The following is a 24,634-nucleotide window of genomic DNA, read 5'->3' as shown; positions in this document are numbered from 1 at the left end:
TCGAGGAGCTTGAAGGGCGGTCTTAGGATTGTTCATCTGGTTCAACGGCTTACCGGTGGGTTTTTAGTTGATACAGGCGAAAGCTTGAATTGATTTGGAACCTTCTCAGCAGGTCATTGTGGGTTGCGTGACACTTACGGGTGTTGTGCGACAGTCGCGGCTTTTTAGGAGGCCGTGACAACTGGATCGAAACGTCCCTCGGGCGTGTCGACCCGGCAAGGCGTCAGGGGTGCCCGTTTGGGCACATGCAAAGACCGCGTCTGCGCACCTGACGCCTTTTCCTTTTGCCGGAAACGAATTTACAGACTGCCACGTTTAGCCGTTTTATACGGGAACGGGGTTCTTGTGCTTTCACAAGAACCCCGAACGTTTGTCAGATATGCAATGCCGCGTCTATGCACCTGTACACGCACAATAACCGGAGTAACCCGGGTAAATCAACAATATCTTGCGTATTGCGCGTGAAATTTCGCTATATGCGGTTCTATTCAGAAGCTTTGCTGGACGTCCGATGCTACGTTCGTAATGGCGTCGCCGGCTTTCTCAATATCCCTGCCTGCGCCTTTTGCCGTCTCGCAAGCGGTAAGTGTGATCAGGGCCAACCCTATCAGAACGGTACGGATCATCGGTGTCTCCATTGGTGTCAATTGAGTTTTCCGTACCAGTTTTCCCGGAACGAAACCAGTGCTTTGCGCGTATTCAGTCGCGGCGGATCAAGGGACCGCATGCTGCGGTTATCAGGAATAGAATTGCTGCGGCGCAGACAATGCTGGGCCCAGCCGGAGTATCAGCAAGATAGGCGCCAGCAAGCCCCCCTAGTGCCGCAACCGAACCAATAGTGGCAGCCAAAAAAGCCATGGTCTCCGGTGTCCTAACCAGAGATCGAGCCGCAGCCGCAGGGATAACAAGCAGGGCGGCAATCAACAGTATGCCAACCACTTTGATAGCGACGGCCACGGCGAGCGCCATGGCCAGTGTCAACCAAAGTTCCTCCCGTTTTGGATCTACGCCCGAAGCATATGCCAAATCCGGGTTCAGTGTGGACACCAGAAGGGCAGACCATCTTTGCGCCATGACAGCCAGAATAAGCGCTCCTCCGATCCAGATGGTCAAAAGATCGCTTTTGGTGACTGCCAGAATGTCGCCAAACAAAAATGCATCAAGATTCAACCGGACGTCAGACAAGAGCGCCACGGTAACAAGACCGGCGGCTAACGCGGTATGTGCGATTACACCCAATAGAGTGTCCATCGCAAACCCCTTTCCGCGCAAAAGGGTTACGGTCAAACCCATTGCGAGTGCTGCAGCAATAACCGCGGGCAGTAAGGGTAGGGAAAATGCCAGAGACAGCGCGACACCCAGAACCGAGGCATGGGCCGTAGCTTCTCCAAGGTAGGCCATGCGGCGCCAGACGACGAAACATCCCAGCGGCGCGGCAGCGATCGCAACGCCAACGCCGGCGAGCGCCGCACGGACCATGAAATCATCCAGCATCAGTCGGATCCATTCGCTGCATGGTGGTGATCATGGTCATGGTCATGCGAATGACTGTGCTTATGTTGGTAAAGTGCCATCGTGCCTTTGGTGCCACTACCAAACAACGCGCGGTATTCAGGTGCATCCGCGACGCTACGGGGCGAGCCTTCGCAGCACACATGACCATTCAAGCAAAGCACGCGATCCGAGGCCGCCATGACCACGTGCAGGTCGTGACTAACCATGACAATGGCGCAGCCTAGGTCACTGCGCACTTGTTCAATGCGTTGGTAGAACGCGGCGGCCCCCGGTTGATCAAGTCCCTGAGTGGCCTCATCCAACAACAGAAGTTGGGGGCTTTCCAAAAGCGCGCGTGCCAAAAGAACGCGCTGGAACTGACCGCCCGAAAGCTTGGTCATTTGCCGTGTTCTGAGGTCGGGAACACCTGCTAGCTCGAGTGCTGTAACAGCGTCCCGCGCGGAAATACGTTTTGGTAATCCTAAAAAGCGTTGGACCGTCATAGGGAGCGCGGCGTCCAAGGCCAGTTTCTGCGGGACATAGCCTATACGCAGCCCCTTGGCGCGCTCGACCGTGCCCTGAGCAGGTGAAACGGCACCAATCATGGCACGCAGCAAGGTAGACTTGCCCGAGCCATTCGGCCCGACGACCGTTACAATTTCACCTGATGAAACCGAGGCATTTACGTTTTCAAGGATTGTTCGACCATCTGCTTTGATCGACAGGTTTTTTAGGGCAATTAGTTTCTGCGTCACGCTTTTATCTCAATGCATTCCGGACAAAGGCCCTCGGCTTCGACGACGACTCGCTCGATTAGGAAACCAGACGTATCTGCCGCAGCGCCCAAGCGACCTTGGGTCAATTCAGTCTCGGTTTCAGCGACGGTCTTGCAAGAGCGGCAAATCAGGAAGGCCGGAACATGGTCATGCGTCGGATGTGCACAGGCCGCGTAGGCATTCAATTGCTCGATGCGATGAACGAAGCCATTTTGCACCAGAAAGTCCAAGGCGCGATAGGCAACGGGGGGCTGCGAACCCATGCCTTCCGCAGCAAGCACTGCAAGAATGTCGTAGGCACCCATAGCTTTGTGTTTCTCCAGCAGAATTTCCAGCACACGCTTTCTGACCGGAGTGAATTGCAGTCTCTGCGCCTTACACTTCGCTTCGGCTTGGGCCATCGCAGTATGCACGCAATGGGTGTGATCATGTTGTCTGAAACCGACTGTGCTCATCAGGCGCTCCAAGTGTTTTTTGCTTGATATGTTATAACGTGGGGCATATCAAGCGGTCAGACTATGTAATAACATATCATTCAGGAGTGCTCATGTTACGGTCAACCCTTTGTGTTTTTGGGACTATTCTCGCGGGCAAAGCTGCGGCCGAGCCCCCTAAAGTTGCAACCGATATTGCCCCGGTTCATTCATTGGTCGCGCGCGTTATGTCAGGTGTTTCGGAGCCAGCGCTGATTATCCCGCCGAGTGCATCGCCACACGATCACGCAATGCGTCCGTCAGAAGCGCGGGCTTTGCAATCTGCCGATGTCGTGTTCTGGGTCGGTGAGGAGCTGACGCCCTGGATGGAAAAGCCGCTTGAAGCATTGTCGGGGAATGCCCAGCAGATTGCGCTGCTGGAAGTAGATGGCACGACGTTGCATGAGTTTCGTGATGTCGTCGAAGAGGACGATCATGACGATCATGACGACCACGCAGGTCATGATGATCACGCTGAAGATGACGATCATGCGGAAGAACACGATGACCACGCGGGGCACGAAGATCACGCAGAACATGCCGATCATGATGACCACGCGGATCACGATGACCATGCCAGCCATGATGATCACGCTGAAAAACATGACGATCATGCAGGTCATGATGATCACGCTAAAAAACATGACGATCATGCAGGTCATGAAGACCACGCAGACCATGATGATCATGCCGGTCATGATCATGGGCACGGGCATGACCATGACGGTGTTGACCCCCATGCTTGGCTAGACCCTGAAAACGCGCGTGTTTGGGTTCACGTGATTGCGGATACACTCGCAAAGGCAGACCCCGAAAACGCAGAGACCTACAAGAACAATGCCAAAGCTGCGGATGCGGAATTGCATGAACTTGTGGATCAAATTTCCGCAGAGGTGGAAAACGCAAAAGACCGCGCGTTCATCACATTCCACGACGCATACCAGTACTTTGAAAAGCGGTTTGGACTGAACACGTCCGGATCAGTCAGCCTTGGCGACGCATCGAACCCTGGTCCTGCACGTCTTGCTGCATTGCGAGAAAAAGTCGCCGACGACAAAATTGTCTGCGCTTTCGCAGAACCGCAATACGACATGCGGCTGGTCGAAACTGCGATCGAGGGAACCGGCGCCAAGATTTACGATCTGGATCCGGTGGGAACATCTATCGACCCCGGCCCAGACCACTACCCGAACTTGTTGCGTGCAATGGCTGTCGCATTTCAGAACTGCGCAACCGGATCCTAAAACCGGAACCGAGGCGGCCTTTTCAGGCCGCTTCTTTGGTGCAGAATAACTCGTACACGACTTCGAGCATCCGGCGCGGGCGATCGTCAGCCAGACGGTAATAAATCGCCTTACCTTCACGGCGCGGTGTTACCAGCCCCTCCAAGCGCAGCCGGGACAATTGCTGTGAGACGGCCGCTTGGCGCGCAGACAGCAGTTCTTCCAGCTCGGTCACGGATTTCTCGCCCGATATGAGATGGCATAGGATCATCAGCCGACCTTCATGGCTGATCGCCTTGAGGAAGTTCGATGCCTGAGTTGCATTGCCTGCGATAAGTTCGAAGTTGTCGGTAGGGTTTTCCTGTGAAACCTGCGCCAGTGCCATTTCTGTTTTCCTTTTTGCCCGACTGGGCGTCGTTACGAATGCGGATGCGCCACGGATCTTGCGATCTGGCGTTGGATATATAGTGACCAAATATTTCCATATGCATGAATCAAAATGACGTGATGGGATGGAGCCCGCCGGTCAAAACCTCGTGGGTGCTGTGATGGCCATGTGGCGCAGGGCGACGGAAGGCCAGAACATGGGCATTGCTGCTGTCAAAAAGCGCCGTCTTGTCCAGAAGTCACCGGCCCCCCTTGCGGCCCCCCGGTGGCAACACTAAGACTCAGGTAACGTTTCTTCGGGTAATGTCCCGATCCATAGCAAAGCAGGCAGGTTCTTAATGTTCGATCCCGTTGATACCTATATGAATACGCTCGTCCCGATGGTCGTTGAGCAGACCAGCCGGGGAGAGCGCGCCTACGACATCTTCTCGCGCCTTCTGAAAGAGCGGATCATTTTCATCAACGGACCGATCCATGACGGCATGAGCCATCTGGTCGTCGCCCAGTTGCTGCACCTTGAGGCGGAAAACCCGAATAAGGAAATCTCGATCTACATCAATTCACCTGGCGGTGTCGTGACCAGTGGTTTGTCGATTTACGACACAATGCAGTATATCAAGCCTAAATGTTCGACATTGGTAATCGGTCAGGCGGCTTCGATGGGGTCTGTTTTGTTGGCGGGTGGTGAGAAAGGAATGCGCTTTTCTCTGCCAAACAGCCGGATCATGGTGCACCAGCCCAGCGGAGGTTATCAGGGTCAGGCCAGCGATATCATGATCCATGCCGCCGAGACGCAAAAACTGAAAGATCGCCTGTATGACATCTACGTACGCCATACAGGGCAAACAAAAAAGGCAGTTGAGAAGGCGCTGGATCGCGACAATTTCATGAGCCCAGAAGAAGCCAAAGACTGGGGTCATATCGACGAAATCGTTGAAAACCGCGCCAAAATGGGCGGTGAAGACGCCTGAGATTAAGACCCTGCGCCGATGGCGCGGGGTACATTTTTGAGATTGTGGCCGCCTCAGTGGTGGCCTAAGCTGCACCAAATGGCGGCAATCGCGGTCCAGAGGGGGCCGCATGGACGAAGCCCGAAAGGTAGAACATGGCGACGAATTCAGGCGGTGACGGCAAAAACACGCTCTACTGCAGTTTCTGCGGCAAGAGCCAGCATGAGGTGCGCAAGCTGATTGCCGGGCCTACGGTCTTCATCTGTGACGAATGCGTCGAACTCTGCATGGACATCATCCGCGAAGAGACGAAGGCCAGCGGCCTGAAATCCAGCGACGGGGTGCCAACGCCCAAGGATATTTGCGAAGTGCTGGATGATTATGTGATCGGCCAGGCTACGGCGAAACGGGTCCTGTCGGTTGCGGTCCACAACCACTACAAACGCCTGAACCATGCGCAAAAAGCCGGCAGCGACATTGAGCTGGCAAAATCCAACATCCTGCTGATCGGGCCAACAGGTTGCGGTAAAACATTGCTGGCGCAAACCTTGGCGCGTATTCTGGACGTTCCGTTCACCATGGCGGATGCCACCACTTTGACCGAAGCCGGTTATGTGGGTGAGGATGTCGAGAATATCATCCTCAAGCTGCTTCAGGCATCCGAGTACAACGTTGAGCGCGCTCAGCGTGGCATCGTATATATCGACGAGGTCGACAAGATTACGCGTAAGTCCGAGAACCCCTCGATCACGCGCGACGTGTCGGGTGAGGGTGTGCAGCAAGCGTTGCTGAAACTGATGGAAGGCACTGTGGCCAGCGTTCCGCCGCAAGGTGGGCGTAAACACCCGCAGCAGGAATTCTTGCAGGTGGATACGACTAACATCCTGTTCATCTGTGGCGGTGCGTTTGCCGGTCTGGACAAGATCATCGCGCAGCGTGGCAAAGGCTCAGCTATGGGCTTTGGTGCTGATGTGCGTGACAACGATGATCGCGGCGTTGGTGAGATCTTTAAGGATCTTGAACCTGAGGATCTGCTGAAATTCGGGCTGATCCCGGAATTTGTTGGCCGTCTGCCAGTTCTGGCGACTTTGGAAGACCTGGATGAAGACGCTCTGGTCACTATCCTGACCAAGCCCAAAAACGCTTTGGTCAAGCAATACCAGCGCCTGTTCGAGTTGGAAGATGCAGAGCTTGCCTTTACGGATGATGCGTTAAAGGCGATCGCCAAGAAGGCGATCGAGCGGAAGACAGGCGCACGCGGTTTGCGTTCCATCTTGGAAGATATTCTGCTGGACACAATGTTCGAGCTGCCAGGGTTGAAAAACGTCACCGAAGTGGTCGTGAACGAAGAGGCAGTATCGTCTGACGCGCAGCCTCTGATCATTTACGCAGATTCGGCGGAGTCGGCTTCGGCCGGGTAAGATCAAGACGAATTTACAGACACGGCGCGGCACTGACCGCGCCGTTTTTCTGTGGAGGATGCCATGAAAATCAAACGCATTTCCTCGGGTGGTGAGTATGAAGCAAAGGTCGGATATTGCCGCGCGGTGGTGGCTAACGGTTTTGTCTTTGTTGCAGGAACCTGCGCGCAAGGTGAAGAAACCCCTGAGGATATCGTAGGTCAGTGCAAGTCCGCCCTTGATGCAATCGGGCGTGCTCTTGCAGAGGCCGGAACAGGATTTGAGCATGTCGTTCGCGTGAACTACTACCTCCCGGATATGGCTGAATTCGAGCTATGTTGGCCCTTGCTCAAAGGAGCATTTGGGGAGAACCCACCTGCCGCGACGGTCATCGAATGCAATTTGATTACGCCTCAAGACCGGATCGAAATCGAAGTGACCGCATATCTGCCGGAATGATGGGTGCGGTCCTTGTGACACTGGACCTTGGCGCGCCTTTGGTCCATATCTGCGGAAACAGAATTGCCGGAGGCAGCCGATGGGTATCCTGAACAATCTTCTGCGGGCCGTGACCTGGTGGAACGGGGCAACTTTGAACACGCAGATCTACACTGCGCGCAAAGGAGAAAAGGTCGGTGAAGACAATGAAGGCAATGTCTTTTACCGCAATGCCGATGACAGCAAGCGTTGGGTGATTTTCAATGGTGAGGCGGAAGCCAGCCGTATTGACCCTGAATGGCATGGCTGGTTGCACCGGACCTGGGATGAGCCGCCCACCGACAAACCGCTAGAGCACAAGTCGTGGGAAAAACCGCACCAAGAGAACCTGACAGGGACCGCTTTGGCATACGCGCCCGCGGGGTCGTTGCGGCGCCCCGACCCGGTCGAGCGTTCGGATTATGAGGCGTGGAGCCCGGAATAAACGAGGCGAATGATGTCGAGCTATAATGTGACCGAAGTCCTTGTTGGCGGGGCCGTATTGGCCTGCGCCGTTGCGTTTGGCGTATATGCCAGCCAGTCTACCGGTCTGTCGCAGGGCGGAACGGGGTATGAACTGGGCGCGTCCTTCAGATCGCTGGAAGGTGTCGGAGTGGGCACGGATGTGCGACTGGCAGGCGTCAAAATCGGCACGGTTACCGGTGTGACTCTGAACCCGGAAACCTATCGCGCGGATACGACCTTTAGTATTATTGACGGTATTCTGGTGCCGGATGACAGCGCAATCGTGATCTCATCCGAAGGGCTGCTGGGTGGTAACTTTGTCGAAGTTATGCCGGGTGGGTCGCCGTTCTATTTCGAAGCCGGCGATCAAGTTGAAGACACGCAGGGCGCGGTCAGTCTGATTTCCCTATTGGTTAAGTTTGTTGCCGGGGATGGCAGCCAATGAGGCACCTCGCCCTGATTGCAGCGGTTTTGGCGGCTTCGGGTGCAGCCGCCCAACAAAAAGTGCAATCGGGCCCCGGTGCCTTGCTGCGTGGGTTGGACAAGGTCAGCGGGCAGACGGTTGACGTCGAAATGCAGAATGGCCGAACCGAAGCGATTTTTGGCCTGGACGTCGCGTTGGGGGATTGCCGTTTCCCGGTCGACAACCCGACAGGTGATGCTTTTGCCTATTTGACGATCTGGGAAAAAGGCAAGACAGATCAATTGTTTGACGGATGGATGATCGCGACGTCTCCGGCGCTGAATGCCTTGGATCACTCGCGCTACGACATCTGGGTAATTCGCTGTATGACGCCCTCGGGCAACTGATCCAACGGTGCGGTGAAATCCGCGCTTGCGTCGATTGCCTCTTCCAGAAGCTGCCGGTAGTGCGCGCGTGAGATTTCAATAGCGCCAAGCGAGGCCAAGTGCGCAGTCAGGAACTGTGTATCGAACAGCAGAAACCCGGTTTGGCGTAAACGATCTACCAGGTATGCCAGTGCGACTTTCGAGGCATCTGTTTGACGCGAGAACATGCTTTCGCCAAAGAATGCAGCGCCGAGGGCCACGCCGTACACACCCCCAACCAATTTTGAGCCATCCCAGACTTCGAGAGAATGCGCATGTCCAGATTCGTGAAGCCGACGATAAAGCCGTCGCAGTTCGTCATTGATCCAAGTGTCAGCGCGATCAGCGCATCCCTCAACGACACCATCAAAGTCCCGATTGATCGTGATTGAGTAACCGCTTTTACGGATGCGCCTGGCCAGACTGCGCGAAATGTGGAAGCCATCCAGTGGAAAAACACCGCGGAACTTGGGATCGACCCAGAACAGTTCCGGATCGTCGCGATGTTCAGCCATCGGAAAAATACCGATGGAGTACCCGTGTAGCAAAAGTTCCGGAGAAAGGCTCATACAGGTTGGTCCGGGGCCGAAAGGCTTGAACCTTTCGGCCCGGTTAGGTTCATCACTCGGCCATGTTCTCTGCCAGCCAATGTTCCAGCCAGTGAATGTTGTAGTCGCCGCTATGAAGGTCGGCTTCCTGCAACAGGGCGTGGAACAGAGGAACTGTGGTGTCGATGCCGTCGACGATCAATTCACCCAAGGCACGTTCCAGACGCGCCAGCGCTTCGGCCCGATCGCGGCCCTGAACGATCAGTTTGGCGATCAGCGAGTCGTAGTAGGGTGGAATCGAATACCCGTCATAAAGCGCCGAATCCATGCGCACGCCAAGACCGCCGGGCGCATGATATGCTGTGATCTTGCCGGGGCAGGGCGAGAAGTTGGGCAGTTTTTCCGCGTTTATCCGAACCTCAATGGCGTGGCCGTTGATCTCAAGGTCATCCTGACCGAATGACATCGGCAGACCCGAGGCTACGCGGATTTGCTCGCGAACCAGATCGACGCCGAAAATGCCTTCGGTCACCGGGTGTTCCACCTGCAAACGTGTGTTCATCTCGATAAAGTAGAACTCGCCGTTTTCATACAGAAACTCGATGGTACCCGCGCCGATATAGTTGATCTTGGCCACAGCGTCGGCGCAGACCTTACCGATCTTGGCGCGCTCTTCAGGGGTGATGCAGGGGCCGGGGGCCTCTTCGAACACTTTCTGGTGGCGACGTTGCAGCGAACAGTCGCGTTCGCCCAAGTGTACCGCGTTGCCCTTACCGTCGCCGAAGACCTGGATTTCAATGTGGCGAGGCGTGGTCAGGTATTTCTCGATGTATACCTCGTCGTTGCCAAAGGCGGCTTTGCCCTCGGCCCGTGCGGTCATAAATGCGCTTTCCATCTCATCCGCGCTCATCGCGACCTTCATGCCGCGACCGCCGCCACCGGCAGTGGCTTTGATGATGACGGGATAGCCGAATTCCTCACCAATGCGCTTGGCGTCTTCCAGCGTGGGGACGCCGCCGTCGGAGCCCGGAACGCACGGCACGCCCAGTTCCTTCATCGTGTCCTTGGCGGTGATCTTGTCACCCATCACGCGGATATGTTCGGCGGTGGGGCCGATGAAGGTGATGCCGTGATCCTCGACGATTTGCACGAACTCGGCATTCTCGGACAGAAAACCATAGCCGGGATGGATCGCCTGCGCGCCGGTGATCTCGCAGGCCGAGATGATCGCGGGCACCGATAAGTAGCTTTGCGGGCTGGGCGGGGGGCCGATACATACCGATTCGTCGGCCATGCGTACGTGCATTGCGTCGCTATCGGCAGTGGAATGGACGGCAACCGTCTTAATCCCCATTTCGCGCGCCGCGCGGATCACCCGCAGGGCGATCTCGCCTCGGTTGGCAATCAGGATTTTGTCGAACATGGGCCCGCCTTACTCAACAATGACCAAAGGTGTGCCGAATTCCACAGCGTCACCATCCCCAACAAGAATACGCTTGATGGTGCCGGATTTGGGCGCATGGATGTGGTTCATTGTTTTCATCGCTTCGACGATCAGCAGGGTGTCGCCTTCGGATACAGATGCGCCAACCGAGATAAAAGACGGGGCCCCGGGTTCGGGCTGCATATAGACTGTCCCAACCATGGGCGAGGTCACGGCACCCGGATGGCTTGCAGGATCTTCAACGGCGGCGGGGGCTTCGGCTGGTGCCGGGGCGGCCGCGGCCGGTGCTGCCGGAGCGGGGGCCGCGGCGGGGACAGCGACCTGCACGGGGGCTGCTGCGGTCGGCGTCATACGGCTGACGCGGACATTCAGGCTGTCTTCTTCGCCATATTCGCGTTTGACCTGCAGCTCAGTCAGGTCGTTTTCGCGCAGCAACTCGGCCAGTGCCTTGATGAATGCCACGTCCGCTTCGTGTTTGGTGTCTGTCATGAGTGTCCTCGACGGTTCCCCTTTGGCCCATCTGTTCTGTGTGGGCTTTGGTCTGATTACGCAGCGTTATAAGCTATGCGCCTTCCCATGAAAAGCGCGTCTGGCCCTGTCTGGCAGGGGTTTAGCCAAGTTTTCTAGGGGGCGGCCGGGTCAAAGCGGCATTCCGGAAAGTTTCGCAACCAGTTCAGGCAGTTTGCGCGCGCCGAATTTTTCCAGCAAACGTGCGCGGTAGGCTTCGATCGTGCGGTAGCTTAGCCCCAATTCGACGCCAATTTCCTTTGCAGACAGCCCCCGGCAGGACAGGATCGCTACGTCGCGTTCGCGTTTGGTCAACTCGACCAGCGGGCGTTCCTCGGAGATGTCAGAGAAACTCCAGATTCCATGCCGGAAAGGGTCGTCCGGAGTCAGTGACCGCCCACGCGCGCGACACCAGAAAAGGTCTCCGTTGCGGCGCCGCATAACCCGTTCGTCGGTGTAATACCCGGTATCACGCATCACCTGTAGGCTGCGCTCGCCGATCCGTTCCCAATCCGCGACTGATGGATACAAATGCAGCAGAGGCATATTGCGGTAGTCCGCTTCGTCACCCCCGAAAGTGCGCGCGAACTGCAAGTTGCAGCGCCGGATGATCCGGTTTTCCAGCTCAACCAGCCCGATTGGCGCGTATTCGAATGCGGTATCACTCATCCCTTTATCGTGCAGGGATTTGCGCGGAATGAGAAGGGGCCGGTCGGTAAATTAGTCACCAATCGAAGTCGGGGCGAGCGTTGCGGGGTAAACGATATTTGTTAATGGTGTAAACTTGATCTGAAAACTGCCTTTTAACTAACAGAAATATATCAATAGTTCTGAAAATAAATTATAGTCTACCTTTACGAACCCGAGTTGACGAAAGGCAGGATTTTGCGCGACACGCTGACTGGTAGCCGAATACGAGAGCGCCGCCAGATTGCCGGTATGCGGCAGTCCGCTCTGGCGCAGCAGGTGGGTATTTCAGCATCGTACCTCAATCTGATCGAGCACAATCGCCGCCGGATTGGTGGTAAACTGCTTGTCGATATCGCAGCGGCTTTGGCAGTGGAGCCATCGGTGCTGACGCAAGGCATTGAAGCAACATTGATTTCTGCCCTGCGCGAAGCCGCTGCCGACGCGGTCGGACAACAAGCCGAAGTCGACGCTTTGGAAGAGTTCGCTGGCCGATTTCCGGGTTGGGCAGGGGTTCTGGCGCAGATGCACCGGCGTGTGGTGTCGTTGGAGCGGACGGTGGAAACACTGTCCGACAGGCTAACGCATGACCCACATCTGGCGGCATCCATGCACGAAGTTCTGTCAACAGCGGCTGCGATCCGTTCTACCGCAGCGATTCTGGCCGATACGCAAGAGATTGAGCCGGAATGGCAGGACAGGTTCCATCGCAACCTGCATCAGGATGCCGAACGTCTGGCTGACAGTTCCAAATCTCTGGTGACCTATTTGGACGACTCGGAAACTGCCGAGGATCGGCGGGGAGTTCCACTTGAAGACGTCGAAGCCTTTTTCGAGCAGCATGGCCACCATTTTCCTGAAATTGAAGCTGGTGCAGATAGTGACGAGGTCGATCTGGGCCAACTGGACTCTGCCGCTGTCAAAACCGTGACCCGAGACTTGCTGAAAACCTATGCCGAGGATGCGAAAGCCATGCCTTTGGACGCGGTTACAGCGGCCTTGGAAGGCGCGGAACCTGACCCGCTGAAACTGGCCGCTCATTTTAGGGTTGATGTCGCGACGGTGCTAAGGCGTTTGGCGGCACTTCCGGATGGTGTGTTATCGCGGCCTACTGGTTTGGTGGTATGTGATGCATCCGGCAGCATTCTGTTTTCAAAATCTGTGCCTGGGTTTGCTATGCCGCGATTTGGTGAGGCCTGCCCGCTGTGGCCCTTGTTTCAGGCACTGAATCGGCCTTTGGTCCCCATTCGTCGGCGCATTGTTCAACTGGGTCGGTCTGCGGCCGAGTTCGATTGCTTTGCCTATGCGTGGCCGCAAACGGTTTCCGGGTTCGATGATGCGCCGGTTTATAGGTCTGTCATGCTGGTCCGATCCGTGGAAGAGGGTGGCCAAGATGCCCAAAACACTGCCCATGTGGGGCCAAGTTGCCGCGTTTGCCCAAATAGCGACTGCGCCTCTCGTCGAGAACCATCAATTCTAAGCGAAGGTTTTTGACACTTTCCTGACAGACGGCGTAAGCTATGCCAGACAGGTATACGGATGGGTAGCCCGTCACGGGGAGGAATAATTCATATGAGCCGTAAGGTTCTACTAATCGAGGATGAGCCGAACATAGCCGAGGCCATTCGGTTTTTGCTGACGCGCGAGGGTTGGCAGGTGGAAACACATGCCGAGGGGACGGATGCGGTACAGGTCATTCAAAGCGCCAGTCCGGATCTGGTTATACTCGACGTTATGTTGCCGGGTAAAAACGGGATGGAGATTTTGCGTGACCTGCGCGAGCTGGATGGCATGCAAACTTTGCCGGTGCTGATGCTGACGGCGCGTGGTCAATCTCGCGACCGTGAGATGGCCGAAAATGCAGGCGTCAGTCGCTTCATGACCAAACCGTTTTCAAACGCCGAGGTTCTGACGGCCGTACGTGACCTGCATGCACAGGCAACCCGGTCATGAGCAACGGCGAAGATCGACAGCCCCCGGGTGTTCGGCCTTCGCTGTTTTTGGAACGCCAGAGTTATCGCAGGCGGCGTCTGACCGATGCGGCGCGACTATTGCCGATACTGGGGTCCGCCCTGATTGCTTTGCCATTGCTTTGGCCCGGTTCAGATTCCCCTGATGACGGTGTCGCGCTGTCTTCGGCAATACTTTATATTTTTGCCTGTTGGGGCTTGTTGATTTTGCTCAGCCTTGCCTTCGGCTTTGCAGCAGGACGCATGGCCGCACGGGATGATGCCGATCCGGATTCGGACCAATGGCAACGCTAAACCTACTGATCCTGGTTTGTTTGGGTTACGTCGTGCTTTTGTTTGGCGTCGCCTTTGCAGCCGACCGCTTGGCAGCATCGGGGCGGGGCGCTTGGTTGCGATCTCCGCTGATTTATACGCTTTCCTTGTCCATCTATTGCACCGCCTGGACGTTTTATGGCGCGGTCGGTAATGCTGCGCGTTCAGGGTTGGAATTCGTGACGATCTACCTTGGTCCGACGTTGGTGATGATCAGCTGGTGGTGGGGTCTACGCAAACTGGTTCGTGTCGGCCGCAGTCAGCGTGTGACGTCTATCGCAGACTTGATCTCTTCGCGTTATGGCAAATCCAATACGCTGGCGATCTGCGTGACCATTCTGGCCGTCTTGGGTGGCACGCCCTATATCGCGCTGCAATTACAATCGATTACACTGTCCTTCTCGATTTTTGCCCAAGCAGATCCCACTGGGCTTTATCAGGAAGGGTCCAGTGTTTTCTGGGTGGCGGCTGGTCTTGCGATCTTTGCCATCCTGTTCGGGACACGCAATCTGGACGCGAACGAACGGCACCACGGGGTTGTCACGGCAATCGCATTGGAATCGGTGGTGAAGCTGTTTGCTCTGCTTGCCGTCGGCATATTTGTGGTTTGGGGCGTGGCAGGTGGAATTGGCCCCACGATGGAGCGCATTGATGCATCGGAAATTGGTCAGTGGAATGTGGATGCTGGCCGGTGGACAACCTTGGTTTTCCTGTCCGCTGCAGCTTTTGTGTGCCTGCCGCGCATGTTTCAGGTGATGGTCGTCGAAAACGCGGACGAGACCCATCTGCAAACCGCCGCGTGGGCTTTCCCGCTGTACCTTTTGCTGATGAGCTTGTTCGTTGTCCCTATCGCAGTGGTGGGGCTGGACTTGCTACCCGAAGGATCAAACCCTGATCTGTTCGTCCTCACGGTTCCCTTGTCTCAGAATGCCGAATGGCTGGCGATGCTGTCCTTCATTGGTGGGTTTTCGTCGGCGACTTCGATGGTCATCGTTACCGCCATGGCGCTGTCCACCATGGTTTCCAACCATGTGGTCATGCCCATCTGGCTGAGCACGCAGGAAGGGACGGGGGCTGTTTCGGGGGATGTCCGCCATGTCGTTCTGGTCGCGCGCCGGATCTCAATCGCCGTGATCATGGCCATGGGCTTCTACTATTACCGCCTGTCCGGCGGCGGCGCGGCCCTGACCTCTATCGGGCTTGTGGCCTTCGCCGGGATTTCACAGATCCTGCCCGCGTTGGTCGGTGGCCTGTTTTGGCGCGGCGCTACCCGCACCGGGGCCTTGGTCGGGCTGACGGTGGGGTTCTTGCTGTGGATTTACACGTTGCTTTTGCCCGGTATGGGCGGCGCGTTGATGTCTGACGCTGTCATTCAAAACGGCCCATTCGGATTGGAGTGGTTGCGCCCCCAAGCGCTGTTCGGGATCGAGGGCATGGACCCGTTGGTACATTCCGTCATGTGGTCGCTTTCCCTGAACACAGTCGCGTTTTGCGTAGCATCGCTGCTGAGCTTTCCAAGCCCGCTTGAGCGTCTGCAAGGTGCGCAGTTTGTCAACGTGTTCGACCATTCCGTAGCCTTGCGCGGGTGGACGGGTTCCGTGGCGCAAAGCGAAGACCTGATGATTATGACCCAGCGTATTCTGGGGACAGGGCCAGCACAGGAATTCTTCCAGGCCGAGGCCGAACGACAAGGTGGCAGATCGCGTCTGCCAGAACCGACTCCTGCATTTTTGGAGCGTCTCGAAAGAGAGCTGAGCGGTTCTGTTGGTGCCGCGACCGCACACGCCATGATCGGCCAGATTGTGGGCGGATCGTCGGTCTCGGTCGAAGACCTGTTGGCTGTTGCGAACGAGTCCGCGCAATTGCTGGAATATTCCAGCCAATTGGAAGCGAAGTCGGCAGAGTTGACCCGGACAGCAGGCCAGTTGCGCGAAGCAAATACCAAGCTGACCCAGATTTCCGAACAAAAAGACAGCTTTCTCAGCCAGGTAAGTCACGAGTTACGGACACCGATGACTTCCATTCGGGCGTTTTCCGAAATCATGCGTGACACAGAAGAGTTGAGCGCTGACGAACAAACCCGCTATGCCGCGATCATACATGATGAAGCCCTGAGGCTGACGCGTTTGCTGGATGATCTGCTGGATCTGAGCGTGCTGGAAAGTGGTCGGGTCAACTTGAATATGGGCGGCGACACGTTGCGCTCGGTGCTTGATCGGGCCGTCTCAAGTGCATTGGCCGGAACCAGCCAGACGTTGACCGTAAAACGTTCTCGGGCGGCTGAGCGTCTGCCTTTGCACACTGATCTGGACCGTTTGGGGCAAGTATTTATCAACCTGATTTCAAACGCCCAGAAATACTGCGATGCGGATGATCCTGTCCTGACCATTTCGGCGCACGATGTCGGAGGGCAGGTTGTGATCGACTTTGCGGATAACGGCAGCGGAATCCCGCCCGAGGCGCGATCGATGGTGTTCGAAAAATTCTCACGCGTGGGAAGTGACAAGGCGGGCGGGGCAGGGTTGGGTCTGGCGATCTGCCGCGAGATCATGCAGCGCCTTGGTGGGGAAATCAGTTACTTGCCCGGACAAGGCGGGGCGGCCTTCCGCGTCAGGGTTCCGCTCGCTTATCGCCAGGCGGCTCAATAACCCTGTCATAAAGAAATTCGTAACCCGCGCTGGGTTAGACCTTGAACCTGACATGGGAATGAATGGCGGTTTTGGGGCATGGCGCAACCGGATAGCACAGCTTTAGCGCGAAAGCTTTCAACAGCACGTGGGGAACAGGGCGACAAGCCGCGTTCTGTATTGCGTGCTTTGCGTCTGACCTGTGCAAGGGTGGCGTCGGATGGGCTGCAATTGCCTATGTCTGTCATAGGGGCAAAGCAATCCTGCCGCGCGCCGGATACTCTGCCAGAGAGTATCGGTGACGATTGGTTGCTGCTGGTATTCGCCACCGCAGACGAAAGGCAAGCTGCAGTGTGTCTGGACGTCGGTGCGGTCTCGGCGATCGTACAGGTGCAAACCTTTGGTGAAGTTATGGCTGACGCACCATCTGTGCGTCTATTTACAGACACTGATGCCGCAATGGTTTCTCCGTGGGTCGAACAAGTGTTGTCTCGCGCAGTACACGTAGTTGAGGCCACGGGGGATCAGGCGCGGCTAACGGGCTACGAATACAAGGCTCGGCTGCAGAACCTGCGAACACTGGGCCTGACTCTGGTCGAGGATGCATATGACGTCTTTGACCTGACGGTCGAACTGGCCGGTGGAGTGCGACAAGGTCAGATATCGTTCGTTCTACCCGCTGTAGATGAAGATCAGGACCTTGACGAAGCAGAAAAACAGCCCGCTGGACCAAACCTTGAGCAAGCATCGGGCGTTCTGCGGGCCGATCTGAACACCATCATCTGCCGTATGTCCTTGCCATTTGCGTCCCTGTCTGCGTTGACGGTGGATGACGTTCTACCTTTGGTTGGTGCCAAACTTGACCAAGCGGAAGTGCTGACAATCGATCGTTTTTGCGCAGCCGTTGGGCGGTTGGGGCAGACCGGAGGGATGCGCGCGGTTCGTTTGAACGAATACGAGAACGCCTTGTCAATCTCTGACGCGGATACAACGGAGTTTCTGGAGGCACACACCCCAACCCAAAAGATGGGGCCGTCAGCCGAACAACTGATGGATGTGACGCCGATTGATCCCGTTGAAACAAGAACACTTGGTCATGATCTTGATTTGGGCGACTCGGATGCAATCGCAGCCGAGATATCCAAGCTGGCCGGGCTAGGCGATGTCCCGGGTCCAGCGGGATAAAACGGCGTCAGTCAGCCGAGTTCCGAATTTGATCCAGAGTCGGACGCAGGTTTTCCAGCGCGTAGCCCGCTTTGGCGGTTGCATCCAGAATGTCGTCTGTGCTCATCCGGTCGCATTGACCCAGGGCCCAGACAACAGAGCATCGCGTACCCGAGGCACAATAAGCCAGAACCGGTCCACTGCAGCTTTCGGCCAACTCTCGCTGAAGGGCGACGTTTTCCGGTGTCATCGTCTGATGCGTTAGCTCAAGAACTTCGTATTCCAGCCCTGCCGCGCGTACGGCCTGACCAATTGCGTCAGATTGCATGTCCATCGGGACTTCGGAATTCGGACGGTTGCAGATCACCCTGACAAAACCGGCGTCGGCGATGGCTGGAACGTCCTCGACCGTGATTTGCGGCGAGACGGCGTAGCGGGGGGTAATTGGTCGAATCTCCATGGCAATTGCTTAGGCCGGGTTGGCCGCCCTGTCCAGTTGCGCACCAAGTGTCGGGGCCGCGAACATTCCAGCGATCATCGCGATCAGAAAAACAACACCGCCAAGGCCGCCATAGGAAATTGACGCAATCGCAGGCCCCGGGCACAGCCCCGACAGACCCCATCCCATGCCGAACATCACTGACCCAACGATCAGGCGTCGATCCAGTTCAGGCGATGACATCACGGGAAATTGGCCCCCTGTGAGCGGCTGACGATGCGGTGTCAGCCGCCAGGCTATCAGCATGGGTAGGATTGCGCCTGCCATTACGAAGGCAAGGGTCGGGTCCCACTGTCCGAAGAAATCCAACCAGCCCTGCACTTTGGTAGTGTCCGTCATGCCAGAGATCAAGAGACCGGTGCCGAACAACGCGCCTGAAAAAAGCGAGATCATCGTGCGCATCAAATCAGCCCCCACATGTGACGCAGTACGGCCAATGTCACCGCCCCGGCGCCGATGTAGATTATTGTGGCCATGATGCCGCGCAGCGAAAATCTGGATATCCCGCACACTCCGTGGCCGGATGTACATCCGTTTGCAAGGCGTGTGCCGACACCAACCAGAAGACCCGCCAATATGACGACTGTCAGATTGCCGGTCAGATGCGTTTGCGGGGCGGGCGACATAAACAGGCTCAACAGTAACGGAGCGCCGACAAGGCCGGCGACAAAGGCCAACCGCTCTTGCGAGCGATCAGAGTTATCGACCAATCCGCCGAGTATGCCACTGGCCCCCATGACGCGACCGTTCCCCAGCAAGTAGATAGCGGCCGCCAGTCCGATCATCAAACCCCCGGCCAGTCCCCAAATCCATTCGGTGTACATCGTCATTCCTTTTTCAGGTCGGGTTTTGAGTTACAGCTTATTCAGCGGAACCTTCAGAAAAATATCACCATTTTCGTCCGAAGGTGGCATTTGCCCCGCCCGCATATTGACCTGTAGAGAGGGAAGGATAAGGCGCGGCATGCCCAAGGTCGCGTCACGCGCGTCGCGCATTTTGACGAATTCTTCAATGGGGCGACCCTGGCCGATATGGACGTTCAGCGCCTTCTGCTCTCCGACGGTGGTTTCCCATGCGTATTCATCCCGACCCGGCGCTTTATAGTCGTGGCCGACAAACACACGGGTTTCATCCGGAAGCGACAGGATTTTCTGGATTGAGCTATATAGCGTTTCGGATGATCCGCCGGGAAAGTCGCATCTGGCCGTACCGAAATCCGGCATGAACAACGTGTCGCCAACGAATGCGGCATTCCCTAAGACATAAGTCAGGCAAGCTGGGGTGTGACCCGGAGTGTGCAAAACATCCCCGCGCATTTGTCCGACGTGAAAACTGTCACCTTCGCGGAACAACGCGTCAAACTGGCTGCCGTCCCGCTGGAATTCGGTCCCTTCGTTGAATATTTTCCCAAAGGTTTCCTGAATGGTGATGATCTGGTCGCCGATCCCAATTTTGCCGCCCAATTCTTGTTGTAGAAACGGTGCCGCAGACAGGTGATCCGCGTGAACATGGCTTTCCAGAATCCACTCGACCTTCAGTCCGTTTTCGCGAACATAATCTACGATCTTTCCGGCTGAGGTGGTGGCAGTGCGGCCAGAGGCGTGGTCAAAATCCAGAACGCTGTCAATGATCGCGCAGGACAGGCCTTCGGGTTCCTGCACAAGGTATGAGACCGTGAACGTATCAGTATCAAAAAACGCCTTTACCTTGGGTGTCATGTTTCCCTCCGTCAGCCCTGTATTTTTCGTATATCAATTGCGGAATGTATGGCAATCAACAGTTCGTGACTTGATGCTGGTCAAGGCAGGTCAGATCAATTTGGCGTAGAATTTAACCAATCCGCTGAAACCTGCCAAATACACAGGACACACAGGCAGTTTTTCGCGGATCGGCAGTCTAAGATCAGCAAGTCTTAAAATGGTACCTATATCAAGGTAGTCAGACAGCATTTGGGAGGATGGCAATGTCGACAGTTAATTTGTATTCCGAAGCTGAACAACTGGAAGAAAGGCTGAAAGGCGCCTGCCTTGAAACCCGTTTGGCTCTGCAACCCAGTGTAACCAAGGTTATCGACCGTATGCGACAGCAGGGTATGCACATCCCGTCGCGTCTACGGCGTCTGGACGCTGCTTTGTGCGAAGACGCAATGGAAGCTCAGTTCGATAACTTGCCCGTTTGAGGCACAGGTTTAGCTGAACGATATCCCGAGGATCACAAGCATAAGGCCCAGCACCGAAAGAAACAACGAGGCCAGGTTCCACGGAAGAACACCTTGAACCACAGCGCGCAGTTCATCGTCCGAAAGGCCAGACTTGCGCGCTTTCATCACACGCAGAATGCACCAGACTAAGCCCAGCAGACCGGCAAGCGAAAGGGCGGCACCGCCCCAGGTGATGATTTCGAACATAGTTCCCAACTTAAATCAGCAGATTTCCACTGCGCTTATCGGATCACCCCTCATCAGACAAGTCCGATGGGGGATTGTGTGCTTGCGGAGGGTGCAGAGGCGATGTATCCGGCTTGGAGCCGTTTCATAAGCATTCGAACGCAGCCTCTGGGAGAGACGTAGATGGAAGATATGACCGAAGATCAGGCCTCCGCCAATTATCGCGTAACCGCGGGCGAGTTGCGCCAGTTCATTGAACGGTTCGAGCGTTTGGATGCTGAAAAGAAAGACATCGCGGAGCAGCAAAAAGAAGTCATGGCAGAGGCCAAGGCGCGCGGCTATGACACCAAGGTCATGCGCAAGGTGATTGCGCTGCGCAAACGGGACAAAGATGACATCGCAGAAGAAGAAGCGGTGTTGGAAATGTACAAAGAAGCGCTGGGCATGAGCTGATCCGCGTAGGGTACGGGTTTCGCGCCGTCTTAGATGGCGCACCATGTACCCTGCCGTTTACCTAAATAGTCTGCCAAAAACTCCTTAAGACCGTCTGCCCATGCAAATGCCTTTTGGGATGTCACCCGCTGAACGGGATTTGCCATTTGATTGTCAGCCAATTCTGACTGCTTTTGGCTTTCCTCTTGTGTATTGATGTTTAAGTTAATTGTTTTTTTGCATATACTTAGAGGGTACGTGTAACAGTAACACGCCCTATGAAACTACACCTGTCCGAATTCTTCAATTATTCAGATCTCATCCGCCGAAGCCTATAGGTGGCCAACAAAGCCGGAGAGTACTGGAGCGTCGCGTTGAAGATTTATTTCAAACATGTGATCGGGCAGGTGCACACACTGTTCCGAGGATGTGGGGGTATTGCAGAGATCAGCCGAGAGCCCCCCTCAACCGCAGATACGGACGCAACATCGGTCGTCTTCACCGGCTCGGTCGGATATGATTTAAGCGCACGCAGGATGGGCATTTGATTGGTTTTGGCGGCCTCCATTACCTCAGAGTGGCGCCTCCGGGGATTCGACGGGCATCGCCGTTCACCTCAGGCATTGCCAGAGGCGACAGCGATCTGATCCGGCAAGTAGGTGTGATATTCGATTGCCGGATCAAAATTTGGGACCTGATTTTTGGGTGCGGCCACCTTGATTGGAACATCGGCAATTCGGATTTGGTCAGCGATATGCACTCTGCGGGTCGAACTATTGGTGCAAAACTCGCGTGCTGACGCCCCACTGAGGTTTTGATGTGAGCCGCGTTTGGGATCGGCGCGAAAATAAGGCTACTACGAAGCCTCAAACAGAAAAGGCGCATAGATATGCTGATTGTCCTAGGGCTGTACTTTGGAATCGCGTGGCTTGTTTTTTCCAAGCTCAAGCTTTTGCCGTGGAACGCTGTATCTAAATCAGTCATCTACGGCGGCGGTGTGATACTTGCGCTTGTGGTGATCGGGGCGCTGAACCATACGACCCCGTCTGGTGTGGCCTCTGTTCAAGGTGCCGTCATCAATATCGCTCCGAACGTGTCTGGGCCAGTGGTTGAAGTCGCGGTCAAAGCCAATCAGCCCGTAAAGGCTGGCGACGTCTTGTTTCGTATCGATGACACCGAATATACCGCAGAGGTTGCGCGGCTAGAGGCGTCGCTGGCTTCGGCACAGGCAGCCGCCGATCAATTGCGCCATGATCTTGATGCAGCTGACGCAGATATCGCGTCGCTCGAGGCTCAACTTTCCTTTGGCGCGGCGCGCCGTGACGATATCATCCGCCTTGCGGATCGTGGCGCAACTTCGGAATTCGCACTTCAGGAAGCTGTGTCCACGATTGAACAGCTCGAAGCCGGTTTGCGCGCGGCAAAAGCACGTAAAGCCAGCCTTGAACGCCGAATTGCGGCTCAAGTGAGTGGGGTTGATGTGGGTGTTGTCGAGGTTGAAAATATGCTGGCCCGGGCCCAATGGACGCTTGAGCAGACCGTTGTTCGAGCCCCTGCGGATGGCATGGTAACCGGGCTATCGCTGCGTCCGGGTAACCGTGTCACAACGCTGCAGGGCGCGATAAATTTCGTTGTGCCCGGTGATCGGGTTCTTATTGCGACGCTGCCCCTTAGCAGTCTTCAGAACGTCCACATCGGAGACACCATTCGAATCGCGCTAAGAAGCGCACCCGGAGAAGAATTTGAGGCAACAATACGGGATATCCCCCCAGCCACCAGTGAAGGTGCATTGGATCTAAGATCCGGTCTGCCATCTCTGAGGGAACTCACCGGATCATCCGAGTACATCGTAATCGTGGACATTCCGGATAACATCGATGCCGAGATTACCAAGCTGGGTGCATCTGGATCGGCTTTGGTCATCACCGAAGGGGCAGGGGCAATTTCAGTGCTCGCAGAGATACTGTTCTGGATTACCAAGAAGCTTAATTACATCTAAGCGAATTGCGTTCGAATGAATTGCATTGGACCGACCCCGTGGCGATCCCGAGAAACCGTCTTCGGTGCCTGAATTAATGCAGTAAGCGGTCTGAAACTGACAGTATGGTCGGTGTCAGGCGCAGGTTTGCTGGCGGCCGAATTTGCGACCGTTCAGGGCCTAAGCAGCCGCACCCCTGGGGTTGTTTCCAACCGCGCAACGTCTTGCTCGTATAGCTCGGAAAAGGCATCGAAAATCTCAGCGTTCCAGCCCGGTAGCTCAAACTCTTCCTCAACCTTTTCGGGGTGCGCGTGGTCTTCAAGGATTTGCGACAGAATTTCTCGGACCTCGGTGTCAGGCAGATCCGGATCGGCCAAGGCCTCGTTCTTGGCAAGCTGTGCGCCTTCCTCGGTCAGCAAGGAAAGCAGCAGGTCATACTCTCCATTTAGTTCGGTGCCTTGAGGCAACCCTGCTGTGGCGCGCACGACATCTCCCCAAAGAAGTGGCGTATCTTCGTTACACCACAAGGTTATGCGGACACTGGGCGCAAGATCCCGGATGTCATCCACCATCCCTATCCAGCTGAGACAGCTTAAATCCGTATTTCTGATGATATGCGCCCGGTCGGCTTCGGACAGAGACATCAAAAGTTTCGGAATAAAGGTGCCGGGGTTCCTCAGAGCAAAGAGCAGCTCTACTTCATGGTCATGATAAACGTGTTCCAACAGCGCCATTCGCTGACCCGCCATAGGATAAAGCTGACCATCCTGAAGGGCCAGGTTTTGCTCGCCCGCAAACTCGCTGCTTGTGAAAACCGCGCGTTGGATATGTGCTTGCGCGGGCAGAGCACTACGGAACACTGCATCAGCCTTTGCATTCGCCGAATCCGAGAAATGCGCGTCGAAAGAAGGTTTGAACGTGCGTCGGTATCTGCGCGGCCCAAAATAGGCGACGCCATGTTCCACCAGAGCCTTGTTGTTGGCCTGCAGCGCCGACAGAAGTCGACCATGGTCTGTAAAGGCGGCACCGGCGTGGATAGCGACCTGCATAGTTGGTTCTTGTCCTTGCATCTTTAGCCTCACCTGCCGGGTTACAGGCTGAACATCGGGCAGTCAAACCTACGGCTGAGGACCACGGCATAGCGCCGTGTGTCAAAGAAAACTCAGATAACCTGAGTTCGTCTGAAAATTGAGGGTTGCAGTCCCCGTTCAGAGATATTAATCGACACCAAGTGCCCCTATAGCTCAGCTGGTAGAGCAACTGATTTGTAATCAGTAGGTCCGCGGTTCGAGTCCGTGTGGGGGCACCATTTACCCTGAATATATGGTTAGTTCTGCCATTAGTAAGCGACCTTCTATTGCTTACTTGAGGGACATAACATCGATCAATTGGCAGGGATGGCTGTGTCGCCATTTTCCATACATGGAATCCTTACACAGGGATGATGAAACAGATTGTGTTCGTGGAATTATGGGATTAGTGGTTTTTCCGAGTTCAAAGACGAACTCCCGCGCTGTGCGGGCGTGATGGAATGGTAGACATATCAGACTTAAAATCTGAAGGGCGTATGCCCGTGTGGGTTCGAGTCCCACCGCCCGCACCAGCTG

At 55.7% G+C, this 24,634-nt stretch carries 32 protein-coding genes and 2 tRNA genes; 18 read left to right on the top strand and 16 right to left on the bottom strand.

Translation table 11 applies throughout. The features are described from left to right. Positions 1-488: 488 nt before the first annotated feature. From ACR0DG_RS03965 to ACR0DG_RS03950, 4 genes are all read right to left on the bottom strand, one after another. Positions 489-626 carry an entericidin A/B family lipoprotein gene (locus tag ACR0DG_RS03965; protein WP_480694513.1) on the bottom strand — a complete coding sequence of 46 codons (138 nt, stop codon included), beginning with the start codon at positions 624-626 and terminating at the stop codon, positions 489-491. A 73-nt stretch (positions 627-699) separates the two neighbouring features. Beyond that, the gene (locus tag ACR0DG_RS03960; protein WP_480694511.1) at positions 700-1,494 is read right to left on the bottom strand and encodes an iron chelate uptake ABC transporter family permease subunit; all 795 of its coding nucleotides are present in this window, start codon (positions 1,492-1,494) and stop codon (positions 700-702) included. Continuing rightward, positions 1,494-2,249, bottom strand: coding sequence for an ATP-binding cassette domain-containing protein (locus ACR0DG_RS03955; protein WP_480694509.1), 756 nt, complete (start codon positions 2,247-2,249; stop codon positions 1,494-1,496). The genes ACR0DG_RS03960 and ACR0DG_RS03955 overlap by 1 nt, the downstream gene beginning before the upstream one ends. Further along, entirely contained in the window at positions 2,246-2,725 is a 480-nt protein-coding gene (locus ACR0DG_RS03950) for a transcriptional repressor (protein ID WP_480694507.1), read from the bottom strand. The genes ACR0DG_RS03955 and ACR0DG_RS03950 overlap by 4 nt, the downstream gene beginning before the upstream one ends. Before the next feature lie 92 nt (positions 2,726-2,817). On the opposite strand from ACR0DG_RS03950, the gene ACR0DG_RS03945 reads away from it, so the two are divergent. After that, on the top strand, positions 2,818-3,987 hold the full coding sequence (locus ACR0DG_RS03945; protein WP_480694505.1) for a zinc ABC transporter substrate-binding protein: 1,170 nt from the start codon (positions 2,818-2,820) through the stop codon (positions 3,985-3,987). A gap of 22 nt (positions 3,988-4,009) precedes the next feature. Here ACR0DG_RS03945 and ACR0DG_RS03940 read toward each other — a convergent pair whose 3' ends face one another. Next, complete coding sequence (locus ACR0DG_RS03940; RefSeq protein ID WP_480694503.1) at positions 4,010-4,351, bottom strand: ArsR/SmtB family transcription factor; 342 nt, start codon at positions 4,349-4,351, stop codon at positions 4,010-4,012. 340 nt (positions 4,352-4,691) lie between these two features. Between ACR0DG_RS03940 and ACR0DG_RS03935 the strand changes: the two genes are divergently transcribed. The 6 genes from ACR0DG_RS03935 (at position 4,692) to ACR0DG_RS03910 (ending at position 8,455) form a co-directional block, all read left to right on the top strand. Further along, a complete protein-coding gene (locus ACR0DG_RS03935; protein WP_480694501.1) occupies positions 4,692-5,324 on the top strand; it encodes an ATP-dependent Clp protease proteolytic subunit in 633 nt (210 codons plus the stop codon). A 134-nt stretch (positions 5,325-5,458) separates the two neighbouring features. Further along, entirely contained in the window at positions 5,459-6,724 is a 1,266-nt protein-coding gene (gene clpX, locus ACR0DG_RS03930) for an ATP-dependent Clp protease ATP-binding subunit ClpX (protein WP_480694499.1), read from the top strand. A gap of 63 nt (positions 6,725-6,787) precedes the next feature. After that, complete coding sequence (locus ACR0DG_RS03925) at positions 6,788-7,162, top strand: Rid family hydrolase (protein WP_480694497.1); 375 nt, start codon at positions 6,788-6,790, stop codon at positions 7,160-7,162. A gap of 79 nt (positions 7,163-7,241) precedes the next feature. Further along, positions 7,242-7,625, top strand: a complete 384-nt coding sequence (locus tag ACR0DG_RS03920; protein WP_480694495.1) for an NADH:ubiquinone oxidoreductase subunit NDUFA12 — start codon at positions 7,242-7,244, stop codon at positions 7,623-7,625. Between the two features lie 12 nt (positions 7,626-7,637). Next, positions 7,638-8,090, top strand: a complete 453-nt coding sequence (mlaD, locus tag ACR0DG_RS03915) for an outer membrane lipid asymmetry maintenance protein MlaD (RefSeq protein WP_480694493.1) — start codon at positions 7,638-7,640, stop codon at positions 8,088-8,090. Further along, the gene (locus tag ACR0DG_RS03910) at positions 8,087-8,455 is read left to right on the top strand and encodes a DUF2155 domain-containing protein (RefSeq protein ID WP_480694491.1); all 369 of its coding nucleotides are present in this window, start codon (positions 8,087-8,089) and stop codon (positions 8,453-8,455) included. The genes mlaD and ACR0DG_RS03910 overlap by 4 nt, the downstream gene beginning before the upstream one ends. Here ACR0DG_RS03910 and aat read toward each other — a convergent pair. The 4 genes from aat to ACR0DG_RS03890 all read right to left on the bottom strand — a co-directional run bounded on the left by aat (position 8,410) and on the right by ACR0DG_RS03890 (position 11,641). Next, entirely contained in the window at positions 8,410-9,042 is a 633-nt protein-coding gene (aat, locus tag ACR0DG_RS03905; RefSeq protein ID WP_480694489.1) for a leucyl/phenylalanyl-tRNA--protein transferase, read from the bottom strand. The genes ACR0DG_RS03910 and aat overlap by 46 nt on opposite strands. Before the next feature lie 52 nt (positions 9,043-9,094). After that, positions 9,095-10,444: an acetyl-CoA carboxylase biotin carboxylase subunit gene (gene accC, locus ACR0DG_RS03900; protein ID WP_480694487.1), complete on the bottom strand. Its 1,350-nt coding sequence runs from the start codon at positions 10,442-10,444 to the stop codon at positions 9,095-9,097. A 9-nt stretch (positions 10,445-10,453) separates the two neighbouring features. Further along, positions 10,454-10,954, bottom strand: coding sequence for an acetyl-CoA carboxylase biotin carboxyl carrier protein (gene accB / locus ACR0DG_RS03895; RefSeq protein ID WP_480694485.1), 501 nt, complete (start codon positions 10,952-10,954; stop codon positions 10,454-10,456). A 150-nt stretch (positions 10,955-11,104) separates the two neighbouring features. Continuing rightward, positions 11,105-11,641 (bottom strand): helix-turn-helix transcriptional regulator, encoded by a 537-nt coding sequence (locus ACR0DG_RS03890; protein WP_480694483.1) that lies wholly within the window; start codon positions 11,639-11,641, stop codon positions 11,105-11,107. A gap of 213 nt (positions 11,642-11,854) precedes the next feature. Here ACR0DG_RS03890 and ACR0DG_RS03885 point away from each other — a divergent pair, with 213 nt between their 5' ends. From ACR0DG_RS03885 to ACR0DG_RS03865, 5 genes are all read left to right on the top strand, one after another. Then, positions 11,855-13,153 (top strand): short-chain fatty acyl-CoA regulator family protein, encoded by a 1,299-nt coding sequence (locus ACR0DG_RS03885; RefSeq protein WP_480694986.1) that lies wholly within the window; start codon positions 11,855-11,857, stop codon positions 13,151-13,153. A gap of 78 nt (positions 13,154-13,231) precedes the next feature. After that, positions 13,232-13,612 carry a response regulator transcription factor gene (locus ACR0DG_RS03880; RefSeq protein WP_480694481.1) on the top strand — a complete coding sequence of 127 codons (381 nt, stop codon included), beginning with the start codon at positions 13,232-13,234 and terminating at the stop codon, positions 13,610-13,612. Then, entirely contained in the window at positions 13,609-13,923 is a 315-nt protein-coding gene (locus ACR0DG_RS03875) for a hypothetical protein (protein ID WP_480694479.1), read from the top strand. Before ACR0DG_RS03880 ends, ACR0DG_RS03875 begins: the two co-directional genes overlap by 4 nt. After that, positions 13,911-16,589: an ATP-binding protein gene (locus ACR0DG_RS03870; protein WP_480694477.1), complete on the top strand. Its 2,679-nt coding sequence runs from the start codon at positions 13,911-13,913 to the stop codon at positions 16,587-16,589. Before ACR0DG_RS03875 ends, ACR0DG_RS03870 begins: the two co-directional genes overlap by 13 nt. Before the next feature lie 78 nt (positions 16,590-16,667). Then, on the top strand, positions 16,668-17,753 hold the full coding sequence (locus ACR0DG_RS03865; RefSeq protein WP_480694475.1) for a FliM/FliN family flagellar motor C-terminal domain-containing protein: 1,086 nt from the start codon (positions 16,668-16,670) through the stop codon (positions 17,751-17,753). A 7-nt stretch (positions 17,754-17,760) separates the two neighbouring features. On the opposite strand, the gene ACR0DG_RS03860 is transcribed toward ACR0DG_RS03865, so the two are convergent. The 4 genes from ACR0DG_RS03860 to ACR0DG_RS03845 are packed head-to-tail and all read right to left on the bottom strand — an operon-like array spanning position 17,761 to position 19,949. Further along, on the bottom strand, positions 17,761-18,192 hold the full coding sequence (locus tag ACR0DG_RS03860; RefSeq protein WP_480694473.1) for a protein tyrosine phosphatase family protein: 432 nt from the start codon (positions 18,190-18,192) through the stop codon (positions 17,761-17,763). A 9-nt stretch (positions 18,193-18,201) separates the two neighbouring features. Further along, complete coding sequence (locus ACR0DG_RS03855; RefSeq protein WP_480694471.1) at positions 18,202-18,633, bottom strand: DUF6691 family protein; 432 nt, start codon at positions 18,631-18,633, stop codon at positions 18,202-18,204. Then, a complete protein-coding gene (locus tag ACR0DG_RS03850) occupies positions 18,633-19,055 on the bottom strand; it encodes a YeeE/YedE family protein (RefSeq protein ID WP_480694985.1) in 423 nt (140 codons plus the stop codon). The genes ACR0DG_RS03855 and ACR0DG_RS03850 overlap by 1 nt, the downstream gene beginning before the upstream one ends. Before the next feature lie 30 nt (positions 19,056-19,085). After that, complete coding sequence (locus ACR0DG_RS03845) at positions 19,086-19,949, bottom strand: MBL fold metallo-hydrolase (RefSeq protein WP_480694469.1); 864 nt, start codon at positions 19,947-19,949, stop codon at positions 19,086-19,088. Between the two features lie 245 nt (positions 19,950-20,194). Here ACR0DG_RS03845 and ACR0DG_RS03840 point away from each other — a divergent pair, with 245 nt between their 5' ends. Then, complete coding sequence (locus ACR0DG_RS03840; protein ID WP_480694467.1) at positions 20,195-20,410, top strand: hypothetical protein; 216 nt, start codon at positions 20,195-20,197, stop codon at positions 20,408-20,410. A gap of 9 nt (positions 20,411-20,419) precedes the next feature. On the opposite strand, the gene ACR0DG_RS03835 is transcribed toward ACR0DG_RS03840, so the two are convergent. Then, positions 20,420-20,638 carry a hypothetical protein gene (locus ACR0DG_RS03835; protein WP_480694465.1) on the bottom strand — a complete coding sequence of 73 codons (219 nt, stop codon included), beginning with the start codon at positions 20,636-20,638 and terminating at the stop codon, positions 20,420-20,422. Positions 20,639-20,800: 162 nt separating this feature from the next. Here ACR0DG_RS03835 and ACR0DG_RS03830 point away from each other — a divergent pair, with 162 nt between their 5' ends. Next, positions 20,801-21,070: a DUF2312 domain-containing protein gene (locus ACR0DG_RS03830; protein ID WP_480694463.1), complete on the top strand. Its 270-nt coding sequence runs from the start codon at positions 20,801-20,803 to the stop codon at positions 21,068-21,070. 317 nt (positions 21,071-21,387) lie between these two features. Further along, positions 21,388-21,597, top strand: coding sequence for a hypothetical protein (locus tag ACR0DG_RS03825; RefSeq protein ID WP_480694461.1), 210 nt, complete (start codon positions 21,388-21,390; stop codon positions 21,595-21,597). Between the two features lie 68 nt (positions 21,598-21,665). On the opposite strand, the gene ACR0DG_RS03820 is transcribed toward ACR0DG_RS03825, so the two are convergent. After that, positions 21,666-21,809, bottom strand: a complete 144-nt coding sequence (locus ACR0DG_RS03820; RefSeq protein WP_480707043.1) for a hypothetical protein — start codon at positions 21,807-21,809, stop codon at positions 21,666-21,668. A 129-nt stretch (positions 21,810-21,938) separates the two neighbouring features. Between ACR0DG_RS03820 and ACR0DG_RS03815 the strand changes: the two genes are divergently transcribed. Next, positions 21,939-23,048 (top strand): HlyD family secretion protein, encoded by a 1,110-nt coding sequence (locus tag ACR0DG_RS03815; RefSeq protein ID WP_480694459.1) that lies wholly within the window; start codon positions 21,939-21,941, stop codon positions 23,046-23,048. 152 nt (positions 23,049-23,200) lie between these two features. On the opposite strand, the gene ACR0DG_RS03810 is transcribed toward ACR0DG_RS03815, so the two are convergent. After that, positions 23,201-24,097 (bottom strand): hypothetical protein, encoded by an 897-nt coding sequence (locus tag ACR0DG_RS03810; RefSeq protein ID WP_480694458.1) that lies wholly within the window; start codon positions 24,095-24,097, stop codon positions 23,201-23,203. Between the two features lie 163 nt (positions 24,098-24,260). Between ACR0DG_RS03810 and ACR0DG_RS03805 the strand changes: the two genes are divergently transcribed. Beyond that, positions 24,261-24,336: transfer RNA gene (locus ACR0DG_RS03805), tRNA-Thr, on the top strand. A 208-nt stretch (positions 24,337-24,544) separates the two neighbouring features. Beyond that, a tRNA-Leu gene (locus ACR0DG_RS03800) sits at positions 24,545-24,630 on the top strand. Positions 24,631-24,634 lie beyond the last annotated feature (4 nt).

Source organism: Ruegeria sp. BG8 (assembly GCF_056538325.1).
This window is presented reverse-complemented; position numbering and strand designations above follow the sequence as displayed.